Here is an 18,184-nt window from a genome sequence, read left to right on the forward strand (position 1 = left end):
ATCTTTACGGTATACTATAAGTAAATCAGTACATGATATATTTGTAAAATAACATAAAGGAGATGCCATGAAGTCATTAAAAATTATAGGAATCATTTTAGCTAGTTTATTGGTTATTGTTGGATTAAGCATAGGAGGATATAAAGTGATGAAAAAAGTAGAACACGATGAGATGGTGAGAATTGTAGAGAGTGAGGAAGCGAAGCAAATTTTTAGAAATAGATTAACACGAATAGATCCTAAAGCATTTGAACCAGACGGAGTTATTAAAACTTATGCGATTAATTATGAATCTATTGCTTCCAATCCAATGGGAGGTATTATGGTTTCCATATATGTCAATGACAATAAGGATTATATTTTTAGTTTCACTCTAAATAAAAACTTTAATACGAAGAAGCTTACTAGTGAAGGTGGAGTAACTGATCCTACTATAATGAAAAAAGTAGAAGAGAGAGATAAAAATGACTGATACATATACTGACTATGAGAGATTTCAAATAGCAAAAAAAGAGTATGATAGAGAGCTTGCAGTTGATAAGCCTGTTGAAATTGGTGATAAAGATAACGCTAAACCCATAGGTACAGTCCGTCAGGTGATAGAAAACGAGACAGGAATATAGGTTTACGTAGTTGAGAGTCCAGACCGATATTTATGGTATACTATAAGTAAATCAGTGCATGATATATTTGTAAAATAACATAAAGGAGATGTCATGAAGTCACTAAAAATTATAGGAATTGTTTTAGCTAGTTTGTTGGTTATCGTTGGATTAAGCATAGGAGGATACAAGGTGATGAAAAAAGCAGAACATGATGAGATGGTGAGAATTGTAGAGAGTGAGGAAGCGAAAGAGATTTTTAAAGTGCGCTTAAATCAAATAGATCCGAATGCTCTAACAGAAAAAGGAATTATTAAATCATATAAAGTTGATTCTTTTGAACATAATCCAATGGGAGGAATAATTGTTTATTTGTATATAAATGATTCTTCAAGTTATAAAGTTAGTGTTTTCTTACATAAAGATAGTGATGGTAAATTAAGAAATGGCGGTGGGAGTAATCCATCTCTGGAAAAATTAAAGGGAGACTCAAACTGATGAATTCTATGTATAGCGACTATGAACGAAAGTTAATTGCTGAAAAAGAATATGATAATACATTACAAGTTGATAATGATATTTATATAGAAACTCGAAAAAGTTCCATCGGTACAGTCCGTCAGGTGATAGAAGACGAGACAGGAATAAAGGTTTACGTAGTTGAGAGTCCAGACCAATCTGAAGTGTCCGTTCTTTACGAAGGTTCTAAAGCGCCATTTGATGAAGGATGGGAAGTGGATTGGCTTGCAAATGATTTTCCCATGGCTCAAAATATTTTGAAAGGTGAAGAAGGGGTGACTTCTCAGTTGAAGGCGGCGGCATCTATCTTAGATGATATAATGTTGGAATATCCAAACGCTAAAATCTCAGTTTATGGTCACTCTCTTGGTTCTATGAATGCTCAATACGCCCTAGCTAATGTTAGGGACATTTCACGTATTTCAGGAGCTTATATCTACCAAGGCCCGAATATCTATCCGGTCTTGACCAAAGAACAGCGGCAGCGTGTGGATGCGATAAAGTATCGTATTCATAATTATGTTGATGATAAAGATTTGGTTCCTATAGGTTACCCTAAAAATAGAATGGATAGTGTCGGTGTTGTAGGGATGATGCATCATGTGGACTCTGTACAACAGGTAGATTTTGTATATTCTCAACACTTGTGGGGCGGTTATGTTTTTAATGAAGATGGTAGTCTTAAAATTAAGAATGATCGTTCATCGTTTGAAAAACGGTATTCATCTGGTTTGGATAAGGTTTCCAGCGGCTTGTATTCCTATGCAAAGGCTAAAGAGGCATTGGCTTCAGGCGGTTATACGAGTGGTGAGAAACTCTTTTTAGACTCCGAACAGGCCTTAACGATTTCATCGGGATTGCATGAAGTCGCAAATGCTGGTTATGAAGAGATTCGTTCCATCGTTCGTCAAGCGCATCAAAAAGCAGAGAAAATAGTAGCGAGCACTTATCACGTTCCCTTTGCTTTTATTTTATCACCTACAGAGGTGGCGACAGCCTATTCTGATGGAGGAGTATCTCGTACGACAATCGTAGATGATCTTGATCATTATTTCTATCCAAAAATCAAAAAATCAGAAAAACTAGCCGAAGATTTTCAAAGTTTAGAAAAGCAAATAGCAGATGGTGTCCAAAAAAAATTGGAAGATGATAAAGAGTTAGCAGGGAATTTTAAAGAATGGATGAAAGTCAAGTAATCTGGCAGAAATTAAGAACAAAGCAAAACCATTTAGATTTATTAGATGAACGCAATCGTTCTATTCGCCAACAAAGAGAAGAACAATTTGAAAACCTTCAGCAAAAACGTGACCAATTGTTGCATATGATGGAAGGAAAGTACCAGATGATCCAGCATACCCTGGGACAAGTGGACGTGGATACTACTGAGGAAAGAGCACGATTAAACAGAATAGCTTCGGACTTTAGCCAAGCAGTATCTATAGGATTTATAAGAAATCAGCGCGCTTTGGAACAAAGTATTGAAAAAGAAGAGATTGAGTATAGACGAGAACGACGAAAATTAGAAGAGGATATAGATACCTTACATCGTCGAAAGATGAAATTTGATCAAGAAAAAAAGAAGGGATAGCTTATGTTTGATGAAATGATTAATGATTTCTTCTCAGGAGTGAACAATAATATGATTGAGATTCAGAAGGGACTAGAACGTTTACTAATCAGTCATATCTATTCACCGATCAAATTGAATGAGCGTAATAATTTGATGTCAGATGGTGACTTTAAGATCAAAACAGAAGCTCTAGCAACAAAGACAGCACTAGGGATGATTTCTAGTCAACTCGATACAACTATGAAAGGAGCTTATTCGACAAAGGTTGTTGAGACTTTGAAGACGAAAGAAAAAGATTATGATACGATTGTGTAGAGATGAATATTCTACAATTGGAATTAGATAGGAGATTAATACAGGAAAAATCAAGGTTTGAATCACCAGTAAAATAGTGGTTTGAACTTTGATTTTTCTTAGTGTCTGATGGATTTTTAAGGCTTTTTTATGGTATAATAAAACGATATAACTCGTTATTGAACAGAAGAGGAGAGACATGAGTGATTTGAAAGCGATTCAGGCTCGTAGTCTGGAAATGGCTGAATATTTCGTCGCATTTTGTAAAGAACATGATTTGCTTTGTTATCTTTGTGGTGGAGGTGCTATTGGTGCCCTTCGAAACAAGGGTTTCATTCCTTGGGATGATGATCTAGATTTTTTTATGCCCCGTAAGGATTATGAAAAATTGGCAGAATTATGGCCTCGTTATGCAGATGAGCGTTATTTCTTGTCAAAGAGTAACAAGGATTTTGTCGACCGCAATCTTTTTATTACTATTCGTGACAAGGAAACTACCTGTATTAAACCTTACCAGCAAGATTTGGATTTGCCACATGGTTTGGCTTTGGATGTTTTGCCTTTGGATTATTATCCGAAAAATCCAGCTGAGAGAAAGAAACAGGTTCGCTGGGCCTTGATTTATTCACTCTTTTGTGCCCAAACTATTCCAGAAAAGCATGGTGCACTTATGAAATGGGGAAGCCGTATTTTACTGGGGATGACTCCCAAATCTCTCCGTTATCGCATTTGGAAAAAAGCTGAGAAAGAAATGACCAAGTATAGTCTGGATGAGAGCGATGGCATCACAGAATTATGCTCAGGTCCTGGCTACATGAGAAACAAGTACCCAATCGCATCCTTTGAAGATAATCTCTTCTTGCCATTTGAAGAGACAGAGATGCCCGTTCCAGTCGGCTATGATGCCTATCTCAGCACTGCTTTTGGTGATTATATGACACCTCCACCAGCAGATAAGCAGCTACCACATCATGATGCTGTTATCGCTGATATGGATAAGAGTTATAGAGAGTACAAGGGAGAATATGGAGCATGATGGGAGAAAAAATAAGCGTTATCGTTCCAGTCTACAATGTAGAAGCCTATTTGGAACGATGTGTGGAGTCAATTCTTCATCAGACTTATACCAATTTTGAACTAATCCTAATAAATGATGGGTCTACTGATTCTAGTGGAAAGATCTGTGATGATTTAGCAAATCAGTATGAGAATATCAAGGTTTACCATATCGAAAATGCTGGTGTTTCTAATGCAAGAAATCTTGGAATTCAGCTAGCGACAGGTGCTTGGATAACTTTTATTGATAGCGATGATTTCGTCACCAATGATTATCTAGCTACTTTAGCTAGTGCAGTTGAGGGAGAACATGTAGGTTTTGTGATTGCTCCTCTACACCATATCAAAAATGGCATTGTAACAGATCTTCCTCCACATTCTGGAAAAACAGAACTCTGGTCGACAGAAGAAACCATGAAGGAACTACTGATGACTACCAGAACGTCATTTTTTCCAGTCGCAAAACTGTTTAAGAGAGACCTGCTTGCGGATGAAAAGTTTAATACAAATTATCACCTGGCTGAAGATGCCCTATTTTTAACTGAATTGTTACTAAAGACAAGATGTAGTAGCGTATTTATTGACAAACCGATTTATTATTATGATCATCGTGAGGGAAGTGCGACAACATCTGTTAATCGGTATGTATTTGATACGATAGAAGTTTATAAGCAAATAATCGCTCAAGTTTCACAAATTTTTCCTAATTTAAAACACGAATTAAAAAATAGAGAATGTTGGTCGTACATCACAGTTTACGATAAAATTATCTTTACTTCACGTGGAGAGTATCAAAAGGAGAAAGCCGAGCTGAGGACTTGGATTGTTCAGCATCGACGTGAAATATGGAAGGATGCTTATTTCACTACTTTTCGCAAGGTAGCGATCCTCTCACTTGTCATTTCTCCATGGCTATATAAGAAAATTGTTGGATTAAAAAACTAATATCATGAGAAGGAGTTGAAAATGAATTTTTCAAAATTGGATGAATACTTTGAAAAATCAAAACTATGGATTGCGTATCTATTTGTTTTTATTTCGATTTTAAGTATGAGTTCACTGGTTTATAAGATAGCAAATCCCCTCTACAAGGGATTATCAGCGATTGTAGTACTTTATATTTGCTGTACCTTATTGTTTAAGTGGAAAGAAATCACAGTAGATCGCAAATTTCTGTCCTTATTTGGTCTATTGGCTGGAAGTCATCTGTTATCAGCTATTTTTAATCGCTCTGGACATTTGATTGGAAATGTGATAGAGATCCTCTTTATGGTGACCTATATTTTATTATTTACCATGTTAGAATCAGGGCAACTTAAAAAATTATTTGACTGGATTGCCTATACGGTTCAAATTGTATCTTTTTCTTCAGCAATTTTTGCGTTTGGTTTATTGGTAAGTAGAGTCCTTATCCTATTTAAGATTGGCGAACAATCTTATTACTATGGTGTTATGAATGGACGTCTGTGGGGGATTGTTAATCCAAATGCTAGTGCTATATTTTCATACATTAGCATTATTTTGGCTATGTATTTGATTCATAAAGGAAGTAAATATTCTGTCTATCTTAAACTGAATAATGTAATTCAATTAGTTTACTTCGCAACCATGCAAAGTAGAGGAGCTTTATTATCTTTAGTGTTAATGATTGGGTTTTATAGTTTCTTTATTAACGGGGGCAAGTTAGCTAAGCGATTTCTAATCTTTATTATTTCTGCTTTACTTGTTTCTGCTGCTAACATCGGATTGAGTTATGTAACCTCTATTTACATATCCTCGGGGAAAGCGACTGTATTAGACTTAAATAAAGGACAATCTTATGCAGAAACGGATTCTTCAGTTATAAAAAAAACAGGTGAACTTCATCTAATAGAAACAACACCTAGTGGCAGAACTTATATTTGGAAAAATGCTATAAAAATGGGAAGTGAGAAACCAATTTTTGGTTATGGTGTAAGAAATGTTCCAGATTATTACACAAAATATTTCAGTAAATTTGAGATTCAAAATTCTCTTATTGGTGGAAATTTCCATAACATTTTGGTAACGATATTTGTTAGTTCTGGAATTTTAGGTTTAGTATCCTTTCTACTTCTACTAGGATATATAATTAAGCGCTTTTTGACTTATTTGATTGTTTCTAAAAAGAACTCTGAAAAGTTGATTATGATTCTTTTCTTTGGCATCTTGTTCGGTCAATTATTTGAAAGTCAGATTATGTACTCAACTAACTTTATTAATATTATCTTTTGGTTGATTATTGGTTATGGATTAGTTGTTTGCAAACGTGATGAAGGTATTCGTTATCAGGAAGTAACTGATATTAGAGAGATCCAACAGATGGAACTAGGAATCATGGAATACATTCATGAAACTTGCCAGAAAATTGGTGTCAAATATTTCCTAGCTTATGGCAGTCTTATCGGTGCGGTTCGTCATAAAGGTTTTATTCCTTGGGATGATGACATGGATATCTGTATGTTACGAGAAGATTATGAAAAGTTGCAAGACTATCTTATTGCTAACCCTGATGAACGTTACGAAGTGATGTCTTATAAAAATAATCTCAACTATGTCTATCCCTTCATGAAAGTGCAGGATAACCATACCTACTTGCTAGAAGAAGATGTTCGTATTGATTCAAATATGGGGATTTATGTAGATATTTTCCCTGTAGATGGCTACGAGAATGATGCCAATTTCAAGAACAAGATGACAAAGCTGATAAAGAAACGTCAATTGAGTTGCTATACATTTAAAGGTATCACCAATACGAAAAGTGTTCTGAATTCACTGATACGCTATATTTCAGTTATTATTTTTTATTTCACAAATACAAATAAATACGTTGCACAAATTGAAGAACTTGCTAAATCACGTAAAGTGTCAGATTATGAGGAAGTGGATTATCTTATCTACAAGGATATGAACAAACCAGTGTGGAGACGCGAATGGCTAGAACAAGTTACTACTGGAACATTTGAAGGTAAGAAATTTACTATTCCGAAAAAATATCATGAAATTTTGACCTCAGACTACGGAGATTATATGCAATTGCCGCCAGTTGAACAAAGAGTATCTCATCATGATTTTAAATTGTGGAAGATTGTTAAAAAGTCTAAATAACTGGATTGGGATTAAGAAACGTTTAAAAATATAGTCAAAATTAGGAGAATAAAACCTATGTCTGAAAGAACTTTAACTCTTGAAGAAATCAAACAAGTAGAATTAGATATTTTGAAGTATCTTCATGATCTTTGTGAACAACATCATATCAAATATTTTATTGATTTTGGAACATTACTAGGAGCTGTACGCCATAAAGGATTTATACCTTGGGATGATGATACAGATATTTCCTTAGCGCGTGATGAGTTTGAAAAACTGTATAAGGTTTTAAAAAATGAAAATCATCCCTACTACAAATTAATTTCATTCAGAGAAACAAAGGGGTATCCTTACAGTTATATGCGAGTCTATGATGTGAGGACACGTCGAGATGCTAATCTTATAGATAAAACGGTCGTATTGGGAACCTGCGTTGACATCTTTCCATATGATGGTGTCGTAACGCAAGAAAGTGACCAGAAGAAAATGAAGCTCTACAAATATTTCATTCGTCTTTCTTCTTTGAATTTTAAAGGGATTAAGTCTGAGAATGGTGGACTTAAAAATCTCCCTCGTTATATGGGGTCAGCTATTTTTCGTTTAACTTCCCCACAGATATGGAACCAAAAATTAGAGAGTCTTGCTTTGAAGTATAGTGTGGATCAAGCAACAGATCTCACTTGTACTATCTATGATTCCTATTATCCAGATGGTATAAAAAAAGAATGGCTCTATGATTTGATTGATATGCCGTATGAAAACATTGTGGTCAAGGTTCCTAGAAAATACCATGAATTACTTGTCTACGAATTTGGAGAAAACTATATGAGTCCGCCACCCATTGAGCAACAAGTGCCAGGAGGAGATAAAAATTATTGGATTGATTAGTATAAGTTTCTTATCTTTTAAAATAAAGGGGTTTTCAAGATGAAAAATAAACAGTTAATAAAATTAGTTGGGTATAGTTTTCTTGTATTCTTTCTAGCGCTGATTCAGTTATCGCAAGGAGTAGATGCAAATACTATCTCTGCAGGTTCGGGCAATCGTATCCATTTCATAAATACTAAAGCAAAATCTGGGAGTGACGCCATCCTTCTGGAAAGCAATGGTCACTATGCTTTGATTGATATGGGAGAAGACTATGATTTTCCTGATGGGAGTGACCCACGCTATCCAAGTCGTTGGGGAATTTCTATGAGAAATTATCAAGTATTAGAGGATAGATTGATTCGCCACCTAGATGAAATAGGTGTTAAAAAATTAGATTTTATCATAGGAACTCATGTTCATAGTGATCATATTGGTGGAGCAGACGAAATACTCAATCGTTATCAGGTTGGTAAGTTTTATTTGAAAAAATATTCAGATGATCGAATCACAGCAAAGTGGGGTCTATGGGATAATCTTTTCAATTATGATAATGCTTTGAGAGCAGCTCAAAAACGAGGAGTTGCGCTTATCCAGAATATTTCAGATGAGGATAGCCATATAAAATTAGGTGATATGGATATCCAGCTCTACAACTATAAGAATGAATATGATGCTGATGGGAATCTGAAAAAAGTTCGAGATGATAACTCCAACTCCATTGTTTCAGTAGTGACTGTGGCAGGAAAGAGAATCTATCTTGGTGGAGATTTGGATAATGCCGAAGGAGCAGAAGATAAGTTAGGTCCAGTTATCGGCAAGGTTGATATGATGAAATGGAACCACCATTATGATGCGACAATTTCAAATACGATTAATTTCCTTGAAAACTTATCACCAAAAATGATTATTCAGACAACTGGTGGAGATATTAATGTTGCTTCAACTAGAGAATACCTTCAGAAGAAAAATATTCAGGTTCTTCGTGCTGCTAGCCAAACTCAAGACGCTACTGTTTTTGATATTAGCGATAAAGGATTTGCTAATGTTTCAAATACCTTCCCTGATATCCCAGTAGTTGACGAAAAATGGTATCAAGAAGATGGCTATTGGAAATATCGTTTGTCTGACGGGGAAATGGCTATCGGCTGGAAAGAGATTGGCGGAGCCACTTACTTCTTTAATGGAAAAGGACAAATGCAAGCAGGCCGCTGGCTTCACCTTAATGACGACTGGGGAGAAAATGCCAAGGGGAATGATTACTATCTGAACAAAAATGGTAAAATGCAAACTGGTGGATGGTTCAAGCTAGATAACTCTTGGTATTATATCCAGTCGAATGGTGCTAGACGATTTAGCGAGCTCTCTGAAATTGGAGGGAAAAAATACCTTTTTGCGGCAGATGGTAAGATGCTGACAGGACACCAAGTTTTTAATGGTAAGAAGATGTTCTTTAGCGAAAGTGGCGTACTACAAATTTCAGGTAAGCCTTCAACTTGGCAAAAGATTGATTCAGCTTGGTATTTCTATGATGAGGATGGTCTAAAGACTGTCGGTAAAAAGAATATCAATGGAAGCACATACTACTTTAATCAAGAAGGTGTCATGCAAACTGGCTGGGCCTTTGTTGATGGTCACTGGAACTATTTTGCAAGTTCTGGAGCTATGAAAACTGGCTGGGTCAAGGATCAGGAAACATGGTATTATCTGGATAAAGATGGCATCATGTTAACTGGCAGACAAGATATAAAGGGTATTCGTTACTATTTGAATGCTAGTGGTGCCATGCAGACTGGCTGGAAGTTGCAAGACAATAGCTGGTACTTCTATACGAACTCAGGTGCTATGAAAACTGGTTGGTTGAAAGATAAAGAATCATGGTATTATTTGGATCCAGAAACAGGTATCATGGCCGTAGGATCTAAAGCGATTGATGGAAAAACCTATTTCTTTAAATCCTCAGGTAACATGCAAGTTGGCTGGCAGTGGTCAAATGATGTCTGGCATTATTACGCCTCATCTGGTGCACTCCAAACTGGTTGGCTAAAAGATCATGATATGTGGTATTATCTTGAATCTAAGGAAGGCGCTATGTTGGTTGGACTCAATCAAGTAGATGGCAAGCAATATTACTTTAGTGCATCTGGTGCCATGCAGACTGGCTGGAAATGGTTTGATAATCATTACCGTTACTTTGAATCAAATGGAGCCATGAAAACTGGTTGGATAAAAGACAAAGGCGTCTGGTATTATCTAAATCCTGAAGATGGTATTATGTTGGTTGGCCTTCAAAAAGTCAATGGTGATCAATATTACTTTGATTCAACAGGAGCGATGCAAACTGGCTGGAAACAGGTTGATGGTCATTGGTACTATTTCCAAGCAGATGGTTCCTTATTGAAAAATTCTACCACACCTGATGGTTATAAAGTTAATGAAGAAGGTGTATGGAGACAAGTAGTTACTGTTGATAAGCAGCAAAATCATTCTACAAACAAACAGGAAACATCTACTCTAACTGATAAATCAGACAAGATTAATAAGGCAGAAAAGCAAGAAAATCATAAAGAAATTAACTCTTCTAATTCAGAAAAACAAAAAGAGGACTCAATTATAGAGTCAAGTAGTTCCGACAAGAAAGAAAAGGAATAATGAGAAAATCCCCTGCTAGTAGAATAGTCTATTAGCAGGGGATTCTTTTAATTTCTTTTAATCTTAGCAAGTGCAAGATTGAGTGCATAGTGGAGTGTTTTATCTTTGGTAAGAAATAGCGTCAAGAGATAATAGATACCGCAAGTCGCAACAGTCAAGAGTACCATGAGTATCATATTGAGGTTGACTGTATAAGAGTTGATTTGGAAAAGAAATTTAAAAGTGAAATAAATTGGAATGAATCCGAGCGATACAATAGTATAGCGTGTTAAAGTAGTAAATATTTCTTTTAAGTCAAGCAGATGATGCTTCTTGATAAAGTAAATTTCCAGTAGAACAACTACAGTTTCTGCAATAATAGTAGTAGCAATGTAGTACTCTGGTGCAAAAATATTATTGAAATACAAGAGACTGTTGAGTAGGATATTAGCTCCGCCACCAATAAAGTAAAAGGCTGTTAAACGATTTTCGTGGTCGTTGATGAAGATAATTTGTTTACCGAGAATCAACTCAATAGCCCAAATGATAGTTCGAAAGGCGAAGACACTAGTCACAATACCAGCTTCAAGGTATTTTTCAGAAGAGTAGATGACTGCAGCGTAGTTTCCTAATACCATCATCCCAATACTGGTTGGAATGATAAGAAAATAAAAGAGGGCGGCTCCTTGGTTTAGAAGATTTTTATAAGATTCGTAGTCTTTCTTACCGAGATAGTAGCCGAGACGTGGAATACTGACGTTGATAGCTCCACTCAAGACACTGGCAATCAACATAACGATGCTGGAAGCAATGGTGTAATAAGAAATGTAGTTTTCATCAGGCCCCTTGGTGATAAACATTCTATCAAGTAAGGTATAGAGCATGTTGGCATTAGCTAGAAGCAACATGGTCAAGAGTGGCTTAGATGCTTTGATTAATTCGACAAGACCAATTTTGACAAAGGAAACTTCTCGCTTAATCCAGAGAAAACTAAGTAGATAGTTGAGAATTGTCGTTGCACTCATGATGATTGCATAAGGTACGATATCATTTGGAGTTTTTACAAAGGTGAAGATAGCGACCAACATGGCAATACGAATAATCAATGTTTTGTATAAGATAAAAGCATAATTTTCATAAGCCTCGTTCATCCACTCGATATAAAGGAATTGGAAGAGAGCCTGGACACCTAGTATATAGTAGAGTTCTTTCAAATTTTCAATACTATTGTCTAAGTAAATAAACAAAAAATAGATACTTGTTGTAAGGACAGAAGTAATTACAGATATATAGAATAACTTGGAGAAGACATAATTAATCTTATCTTTGTCGTCCTTGACCTTACTGATAGCTCGAATTCCGTAGTTATAGATTCCAAATGCGGCTAAAGGAATGACAAAGCTAGCCCAGGTATTGGCGGTATTGAAATAACCGTAGTTGGATTTGCTGAGAATCCGCGTTAGATAAGGATTGGTTATCAGTGGAAAAACGATATTGAGAACATTGACTAGTAAGCTAGCCAGTGCATTAACTTTTATATTTTTCATTGTACTTTCTTTCTTGTATTGTAAAATGGTCTCTAGTATTATATCACATTCTCGCTTCATTCTTTTGATAAAATCGTAAAAATCTAGTATAATAGATAGAACTGAAAGTATGAGGTTACTAGCAATGAAAATGAAACAAATTAGTGATACAACTTTAAAAATCACGATGTCTTTAGAGGATTTGATGGATCGAGGGATGGAGATTGCTGACTTTCTCGTTCCTCAAGAAAAAACAGAAGAGTTCTTTTATGCTATCTTGGATGAGTTAGAGATGCCTGAAAGCTTTTTGGATACAGGTATGTTGAGCTTCCGTGTGACTCCAAAACCTGATAAGGTTGATGTTTTTGTAACCAAATCAAAGATTGACCAAAATCTAGATTTTGAAGACTTATCGGATTTGCCAGACATGGAAGAATTGGCTCAAATGTCGCCAGATGAATTTATCAAAACCTTGGAAAAAAGTATCGCAGACAAAACAAAGGATGATATCGAAGCCATTCAATCTCTAGAGCAAGTCGAAGCCAAGGAAGAAGAGCAGGAGCAGGCTGAACAAGAAGCTGAGAGCAAGAAAGAACCTTACATCTACTACATCCTTTCTTTTGCTAAGTTGGCTGACTTGGTGTCTTTTGCTAAGACAGTGACTTTTGAGATGGAAACTTCTGAACTCTACAAGATGAATGAGCGCTATTATTTGACCATTTTAGTGGATATTGAAAATCATCCAAGTCCATATCCAGCTTGGCTTTTGGCCCGTATGCGCGAGTTTGCGGAAGATAGTGACATCAGTCGCTCAGTCTTGCAAGAGTATGGTCAAGTCTTGATCAATCACGATGCGGTGATTAATCTACAAAAGATTGGATAATCATTTCTGGAAAGTTATTTCTAGATTTTAAGAAGAGCGAATCATCGGATTCGTTTTTTTCTAGACTGAAATAGTGATTTACTATAATAGGAATTTTCACAAAATTCTGTTATAATGGCTATATTAGAAAATTTCGAGGAGACAAACATGACAGTTAAAATTGCTTTACTAGGATTTGGTACCGTTGCAAGTGGCGTGCCTTTCCTCCTAAAGGAAAATGGAGAAAAAATCAATCAATCAGCACATTCAGAGATTGAAGTTGCTAAGGTGTTGGTCAAGGATGAAGATGAAAAGAATCGCTTGCTTGCAGCAGGGAATGACTTTAACTTTGTAACCAATGTGGATGATATTTTGTCAGATCAAGACATTACGATCGTAGTGGAATTGATGGGGCGTATCGAACCAGCTAAAACCTTTATCACTCGTGCCTTGGAGGCTGGAAAACACGTTGTGACTGCTAACAAGGACCTTTTGGCTGTCCATGGTGCAGAATTGTTAGAAATCGCTCAAGCTAATAAGGTAGCACTTTACTACGAAGCAGCAGTAGCTGGTGGGATTCCAATTCTTCGTACTTTAGCAAATTCCTTGGCTTCTGATAAAATCACGCGCGTGCTTGGAGTAGTCAACGGAACTTCCAACTTTATGATGACCAAGATGGTGGAAGAAGGCTGGTCTTACGATGATGCTCTTGTGGAAGCACAAAGACTAGGTTTTGCAGAAAGTGACCCGACAAATGACGTAGATGGGATTGATGCAGCCTACAAGATGGTGATTTTGAGCCAATTTGCCTTTGGTATGAAGGTTGCCTTTGACGACGTAGCCCACAAGGGAATCCGTAACATCACACCAGAAGATGTAGCTGTGGCTCAAGACCTTGGCTATGTAGTGAAATTGGTTGGTTCTATTGAGGAAACTCCGTCAGGAATTGCTGCAGAAGTGACTCCAACCTTCCTTCCTAAAGCGCACCCACTTGCCAGTGTGAATGGCGTGATGAACGCTGTCTTTGTAGAATCTATCGGTATTGGTGAGTCTATGTATTATGGACCAGGTGCTGGTCAAAAACCAACTGCTACGAGTGTGGTAGCAGATATTGTCCGTATCGTTCGTCGTTTGAATGATGGAACCATCGGAAAAGACTTCAATGAATATAGCCGTGATTTGGTCTTGGCAAATCCAGAAGATGTCAAAGCAAATTACTACTTCTCAATTTTGGCTCCAGACTCACAAGGTCAGGTCTTGAAATTGGCTGAAATCTTCAACGCTCAAGATATTTCCTTCAAGCAAATCCTCCAAGATGGAAAAGATGGTGACAAGGCGCGTGTCGTTATCATCACACACAAGATTAATAAAGCCCAGCTTGAAAATGTTTCAGCTGAATTGAAGAAGGTTTCAGAATTCGACCTCTTGAATACCTTCAAGGTGCTAGGAGAATAAGATGAAGATTATTGTACCTGCAACCAGTGCCAATATCGGGCCAGGTTTTGACTCGGTCGGTGTAGCTGTAACCAAGTATCTTCAAATAGAGGTCTGTGAAGAACGAGATGAGTGGCTGATTGAACACCAGATTGGCAAATGGATTCCACATGACGAGCGCAATCTCTTGCTCAAAATTGCTTTGCAAATTGTACCAGACTTGCAACCAAGACGCTTGAAAATGACCAGTGATGTTCCCTTGGCGCGTGGTTTGGGTTCTTCCAGCTCGGTTATTGTAGCTGGGATTGAACTAGCCAACCAACTGGGCCAGCTCAACTTGTCTGATCATGAAAAATTGCAGTTAGCGACTAAGATTGAAGGCCATCCTGACAATGTGGCTCCAGCCATTTATGGTAATCTCGTTATTGCAAGTTCCGTTGAAGGGCAAGTTTCTGCTATCGTAGCAGACTTCCCAGAATGTGATTTTCTAGCCTACATTCCAAACTATGAATTGCGTACTCGAGACAGCCGTGGCGTCTTACCTAAGAAATTGTCTTACAAGGAAGCTGTTGCTGCTAGTTCGATCGCCAATGTGGCGGTTGCGGCCTTGTTGGCAGGAGACATGGTGACCGCTGGGCAAGCAATCGAGGGAGACCTCTTCCACGAGCGCTATCGTCAGGACTTGGTGAGAGAGTTTGCGACGATTAAGCAAGTAGCCAAAGAGAATGGTGCCTATGCAACCTACCTCTCTGGTGCTGGGCCGACAGTTATGGTCTTGGCTTCTCATGACAAGATGCCAACGATTAAGGCAGAATTGGAAAAGCAACCTTTCAAAGGAAAACTTCATGACTTGAAAGTTGATACCCAAGGTGTCCGTGTCGAAGCAAAATAAAGAATAGAAGATAGGATGGGGAAACTCTCGACCAAAGGGCTTCCTATCCTTTTTTTGAAAAGAATTCGAGTTAAAAACTTGATAAAGGAGAAATAAAGATGGCAGAAATTTATCTAGCAGGTGGTTGTTTTTGGGGTCTAGAGGAATATTTTTCACGAATTTCTGGAGTGCTAACAACCAGTGTTGGCTACGCTAATGGTCAATTCGAAACGACCAATTACCAGTTGCTCAAGGAAACAGACCATGCAGAAACGGTTCAAGTGATTTACGATGAGAAGGCAGTGTCACTCAGAGAGATTTTACTTTATTATTTCCGTGTCATCGACCCTTTATCCATCAATCAACAAGGGAATGACCGTGGTCGCCAATATCGAACGGGGATTTATTACCAGGATGAAGCAGACTTGCCAGCTATCTACACAGTGGTGCAGGAGCAGGAGCGCATGCTTGGGCGAAAGATTGCAGTAGAGGTGGAGAAACTTCGCCACTATATTTTAGCTGAAGATTACCACCAAGACTATCTTAAGAAGAATCCTTCAGGTTACTGTCATATCGATGTGACCGATGCTGATAAGCCATTGATTGATGCCTCTAACTATGAAAAGCCTAGTCAAGAAGTGTTAAAGGGCAGTTTATCTGAAGAGTCCTATCGTGTTACCCAAGAAGCTGCTACAGAGGCTCCATTTACCAATGCCTATGACCAAACCTTTGAAGAAGGGATTTATGTAGATATTACGACGGGTGAGCCACTCTTTTTTGCCAAGGATAAGTTCGCCTCAGGTTGTGGTTGGCCAAGTTTTAGCCGTCCGATTTCCAAGGAATTGATTCATTATTACAAGGATCTCAGCCATGGAATGGAGCGAATCGAAGTTCGTTCTAGGTCGGGGAATGCTCACTTGGGTCATGTTTTCACAGATGGACCGCGTGAGTTTGGTGGCCTCCGTTACTGTATCAATTCGGCTTCCTTGCGTTTTGTATCCAAGGATGAGATGGAAGAGGAAGGATATGGCTATCTACTGCCTTACTTAAACAAATAAAACAGAGAGGGTGGGTACTTCCCACTTTCTTCATTTCCAGAATACGAATAGAAGGGATTTATGAAACACCTATTATCTTACTTTAAACCCTACATCAAGGAATCCATTTTAGCCCCCTTGTTCAAGTTACTAGAAGCTGTGTTTGAGCTCTTGGTTCCCATGGTGATTGCTGGGATTGTTGACCAATCCTTGCCCCAGAGAAATCAAGGACATCTCTGGATGCAGATTGGGTTGCTCCTTATCTTTGCAGTGATTGGTGTGGTAGTAGCCTTAATAGCCCAGTTCTACTCAGCTAAGGCTGCGGTTGGATTTGCCAAGGAATTGACAGGTGACCTCTATCGCCATATTCTTTCCTTGCCCAAGGACAGCAGAGATCGTTTGACCACTTCTAGCTTGGTCACTCGCTTGATTTCGGATACCTACCAGATTCAGACTGGTATCAATCAATTCCTGCGTCTCTTTTTACGAGCGCCTATTATCGTTTTTGGAGCCATTTTTATGGCCTATCGAATCTCAGCTGAGCTGACTCTTTGGTTCTTGGTCATGGTTGTCATTTTGACCATTGTTATTGTAGGGCTCTCTAGACTGGTTAATCCTCTCTACAGCAGTCTGAGAAAGAAAACGGATCAACTGGTTCAGGAAACACGTCAGCAATTACAAGGAATGCGGGTTATTCGTGCTTTTGGACAAGAAAAACGAGAGTTACAGATTTTTCAAACTCTTAACCAAGTCTATGCTAGATTACAAGAAAAGACAGGTTTCTGGTCCAGTTTATTAACACCCCTGACCTATCTGATTGTAAATGGAACTCTCCTCGTTATTATATGGCAAGGCTATATTTCTATTCAAGGAGGATTGCTCAGTCAAGGTGCTCTCATTGCCCTTATCAACTATCTCTTACAGATTTTGGTGGAATTGGTTAAGCTAGCTATGCTGATAAATTCTCTCAATCAGTCCTATATCTCTGCCAAGCGAATCGAGGAAGTTTTTGCTGAGGCTCCAGAAGATATTTATTTAGAATTAGAGAAAAAGCAAGTTACCAGCAATCAGATTTTACAAGTCCAAGAATTGACCTTTACCTATCCTGATGCGGCCCAGCCTTCTCTGAGAGACATTTCCTTTGATATGCAGCAAGGGCAAATCCTTGGTATCATCGGAGGGACGGGTTCTGGTAAATCAAGCTTGGTGCAAGTCTTACTTGGACTTTATCCAGCAGACAAGGGGAGCATTGACCTTTATCGAGATGGATCTAGTCCTAGTAATTTAGAGGAGTGGCGGTCTTGGATTGCCTATGTGCCCCAAAAAGTCGAACTCTTTAAAGGAACCATTCGTTCCAACTTGACTCTAGGTTTACATCAAGAAGTAAGAGACCAAGAACTCTGGCAGGCCTTGGAAATTGCGCAAGCAAAGGATTTTGTCAGTGAAAAGGAAGGACTCTTGGATGCCATAGTTGAGGCAGGAGGGCGAAATTTCTCGGGCGGTCAAAAACAAAGGCTGTCCATCGCACGAGCAGTTTTGCGCCAGACTCCGTTTCTCATCCTAGATGATGCGACCTCAGCACTGGACACTATTACTGAGTCTAAGCTCTTGAAAGCTATCCGAGAAAACCTGCCAAATACAAGTTTAATCTTGATTTCTCAACGGACTTCGACGCTTCAGATGGCAGACAAGATTCTCCTCTTGGAAAAAGGGGAGCTCCTAGCTATCGGCAAGCACGAGGACTTGATGAAATCCAGTCAAGTCTATCGAGAAATCAATGCATCCCAACATGGAAAGGAGGACTAGC

General features: G+C 38.0%; 17 protein-coding genes. 16 read left to right on the plus strand and 1 reads right to left on the minus strand.

The genetic code is table 11. From position 1 onward, the window contains the following. Positions 1-67: 67 nt before the first annotated feature. The 11 genes from ADH52_RS09660 to ADH52_RS09705 all read left to right on the plus strand — a co-directional run bounded on the left by ADH52_RS09660 (position 68) and on the right by ADH52_RS09705 (position 10,668). Positions 68-472: a DUF1310 family protein gene (locus tag ADH52_RS09660; RefSeq protein WP_049511051.1), complete on the plus strand. Its 405-nt coding sequence runs from the start codon at positions 68-70 to the stop codon at positions 470-472. Continuing rightward, positions 465-623 carry a hypothetical protein gene (locus ADH52_RS11350; RefSeq protein WP_193389283.1) on the plus strand — a complete coding sequence of 53 codons (159 nt, stop codon included), beginning with the start codon at positions 465-467 and terminating at the stop codon, positions 621-623. Before ADH52_RS09660 ends, ADH52_RS11350 begins: the two co-directional genes overlap by 8 nt. Before the next feature lie 93 nt (positions 624-716). Next, positions 717-1,100, plus strand: a complete 384-nt coding sequence (locus tag ADH52_RS09665; RefSeq protein ID WP_049487784.1) for a DUF1310 family protein — start codon at positions 717-719, stop codon at positions 1,098-1,100. Then, positions 1,100-2,317: an Mbeg1-like protein gene (locus tag ADH52_RS09670; RefSeq protein ID WP_049511052.1), complete on the plus strand. Its 1,218-nt coding sequence runs from the start codon at positions 1,100-1,102 to the stop codon at positions 2,315-2,317. The genes ADH52_RS09665 and ADH52_RS09670 overlap by 1 nt, the downstream gene beginning before the upstream one ends. Next, positions 2,299-2,709, plus strand: coding sequence for a hypothetical protein (locus tag ADH52_RS09675; RefSeq protein ID WP_049487273.1), 411 nt, complete (start codon positions 2,299-2,301; stop codon positions 2,707-2,709). The genes ADH52_RS09670 and ADH52_RS09675 overlap by 19 nt, the downstream gene beginning before the upstream one ends. A 3-nt stretch (positions 2,710-2,712) precedes the next feature. Continuing rightward, positions 2,713-3,006: a hypothetical protein gene (locus ADH52_RS09680; protein ID WP_042750982.1), complete on the plus strand. Its 294-nt coding sequence runs from the start codon at positions 2,713-2,715 to the stop codon at positions 3,004-3,006. Between the two features lie 178 nt (positions 3,007-3,184). Beyond that, positions 3,185-4,021, plus strand: a complete 837-nt coding sequence (locus tag ADH52_RS09685; RefSeq protein ID WP_049487272.1) for a LicD family protein — start codon at positions 3,185-3,187, stop codon at positions 4,019-4,021. Further along, positions 4,018-4,986 (plus strand): glycosyltransferase family 2 protein, encoded by a 969-nt coding sequence (locus tag ADH52_RS09690; RefSeq protein WP_049511053.1) that lies wholly within the window; start codon positions 4,018-4,020, stop codon positions 4,984-4,986. The genes ADH52_RS09685 and ADH52_RS09690 overlap by 4 nt, the downstream gene beginning before the upstream one ends. A 21-nt stretch (positions 4,987-5,007) precedes the next feature. Next, positions 5,008-7,167, plus strand: a complete 2,160-nt coding sequence (locus ADH52_RS09695) for a LicD family protein (protein WP_049487270.1) — start codon at positions 5,008-5,010, stop codon at positions 7,165-7,167. Positions 7,168-7,224: 57 nt separating this feature from the next. Then, positions 7,225-8,037 (plus strand): LicD family protein, encoded by an 813-nt coding sequence (locus ADH52_RS09700; protein ID WP_049487269.1) that lies wholly within the window; start codon positions 7,225-7,227, stop codon positions 8,035-8,037. Between the two features lie 39 nt (positions 8,038-8,076). Next, a complete protein-coding gene (locus ADH52_RS09705) occupies positions 8,077-10,668 on the plus strand; it encodes an MBL fold metallo-hydrolase (RefSeq protein ID WP_049489921.1) in 2,592 nt (863 codons plus the stop codon). 47 nt (positions 10,669-10,715) lie between these two features. Here ADH52_RS09705 and ADH52_RS09710 read toward each other — a convergent pair whose 3' ends face one another. Beyond that, entirely contained in the window at positions 10,716-12,194 is a 1,479-nt protein-coding gene (locus ADH52_RS09710; protein WP_049487267.1) for an oligosaccharide flippase family protein, read from the minus strand. A gap of 124 nt (positions 12,195-12,318) precedes the next feature. On the opposite strand from ADH52_RS09710, the gene mecA reads away from it, so the two are divergent. The 5 genes from mecA (at position 12,319) to ADH52_RS09735 (ending at position 18,183) form a co-directional block, all read left to right on the plus strand. Next, on the plus strand, positions 12,319-13,056 hold the full coding sequence (gene mecA, locus ADH52_RS09715) for an adaptor protein MecA (RefSeq protein ID WP_049511054.1): 738 nt from the start codon (positions 12,319-12,321) through the stop codon (positions 13,054-13,056). 147 nt (positions 13,057-13,203) lie between these two features. After that, positions 13,204-14,490: a homoserine dehydrogenase gene (locus ADH52_RS09720; protein WP_049511055.1), complete on the plus strand. Its 1,287-nt coding sequence runs from the start codon at positions 13,204-13,206 to the stop codon at positions 14,488-14,490. Between the two features lies 1 nt (position 14,491). Then, entirely contained in the window at positions 14,492-15,361 is an 870-nt protein-coding gene (gene thrB / locus ADH52_RS09725) for a homoserine kinase (RefSeq protein ID WP_020903203.1), read from the plus strand. Between the two features lie 98 nt (positions 15,362-15,459). After that, positions 15,460-16,398 carry a peptide-methionine (R)-S-oxide reductase MsrB gene (msrB, locus tag ADH52_RS09730; RefSeq protein WP_049511056.1) on the plus strand — a complete coding sequence of 313 codons (939 nt, stop codon included), beginning with the start codon at positions 15,460-15,462 and terminating at the stop codon, positions 16,396-16,398. 60 nt (positions 16,399-16,458) lie between these two features. Further along, positions 16,459-18,183: an ABC transporter ATP-binding protein gene (locus tag ADH52_RS09735; protein ID WP_049511057.1), complete on the plus strand. Its 1,725-nt coding sequence runs from the start codon at positions 16,459-16,461 to the stop codon at positions 18,181-18,183. Position 18,184: the final 1 nt, after the last annotated feature.

This window comes from Streptococcus pseudopneumoniae (assembly GCF_001072665.1).
In the GTDB taxonomy this organism is placed as follows: domain Bacteria; phylum Bacillota; class Bacilli; order Lactobacillales; family Streptococcaceae; genus Streptococcus; species Streptococcus pseudopneumoniae_S.

Coding starts and splice junctions, on each gene's coding strand:
- ADH52_RS09660 (WP_049511051.1), top strand. CDS start 68: ATGAAGTCATTAAAAATTATAGGAATCATTTTAGCTAGTTTATTGGTT.
- ADH52_RS11350 (WP_193389283.1), top strand. CDS start 465: ATGACTGATACATATACTGACTATGAGAGATTTCAAATAGCAAAAAAA.
- ADH52_RS09665 (WP_049487784.1), top strand. CDS start 717: ATGAAGTCACTAAAAATTATAGGAATTGTTTTAGCTAGTTTGTTGGTT.
- ADH52_RS09670 (WP_049511052.1), top strand. CDS start 1,100: ATGAATTCTATGTATAGCGACTATGAACGAAAGTTAATTGCTGAAAAA.
- ADH52_RS09675 (WP_049487273.1), top strand. CDS start 2,299: ATGGATGAAAGTCAAGTAATCTGGCAGAAATTAAGAACAAAGCAAAAC.
- ADH52_RS09680 (WP_042750982.1), top strand. CDS start 2,713: ATGTTTGATGAAATGATTAATGATTTCTTCTCAGGAGTGAACAATAAT.
- ADH52_RS09685 (WP_049487272.1), top strand. CDS start 3,185: ATGAGTGATTTGAAAGCGATTCAGGCTCGTAGTCTGGAAATGGCTGAA.
- ADH52_RS09690 (WP_049511053.1), top strand. CDS start 4,018: ATGATGGGAGAAAAAATAAGCGTTATCGTTCCAGTCTACAATGTAGAA.
- ADH52_RS09695 (WP_049487270.1), top strand. CDS start 5,008: ATGAATTTTTCAAAATTGGATGAATACTTTGAAAAATCAAAACTATGG.
- ADH52_RS09700 (WP_049487269.1), top strand. CDS start 7,225: ATGTCTGAAAGAACTTTAACTCTTGAAGAAATCAAACAAGTAGAATTA.
- ADH52_RS09705 (WP_049489921.1), top strand. CDS start 8,077: ATGAAAAATAAACAGTTAATAAAATTAGTTGGGTATAGTTTTCTTGTA.
- ADH52_RS09710 (WP_049487267.1), bottom strand. CDS start 12,194: ATGAAAAATATAAAAGTTAATGCACTGGCTAGCTTACTAGTCAATGTT.
- mecA (WP_049511054.1), top strand. CDS start 12,319: ATGAAAATGAAACAAATTAGTGATACAACTTTAAAAATCACGATGTCT.
- ADH52_RS09720 (WP_049511055.1), top strand. CDS start 13,204: ATGACAGTTAAAATTGCTTTACTAGGATTTGGTACCGTTGCAAGTGGC.
- thrB (WP_020903203.1), top strand. CDS start 14,492: ATGAAGATTATTGTACCTGCAACCAGTGCCAATATCGGGCCAGGTTTT.
- msrB (WP_049511056.1), top strand. CDS start 15,460: ATGGCAGAAATTTATCTAGCAGGTGGTTGTTTTTGGGGTCTAGAGGAA.
- ADH52_RS09735 (WP_049511057.1), top strand. CDS start 16,459: ATGAAACACCTATTATCTTACTTTAAACCCTACATCAAGGAATCCATT.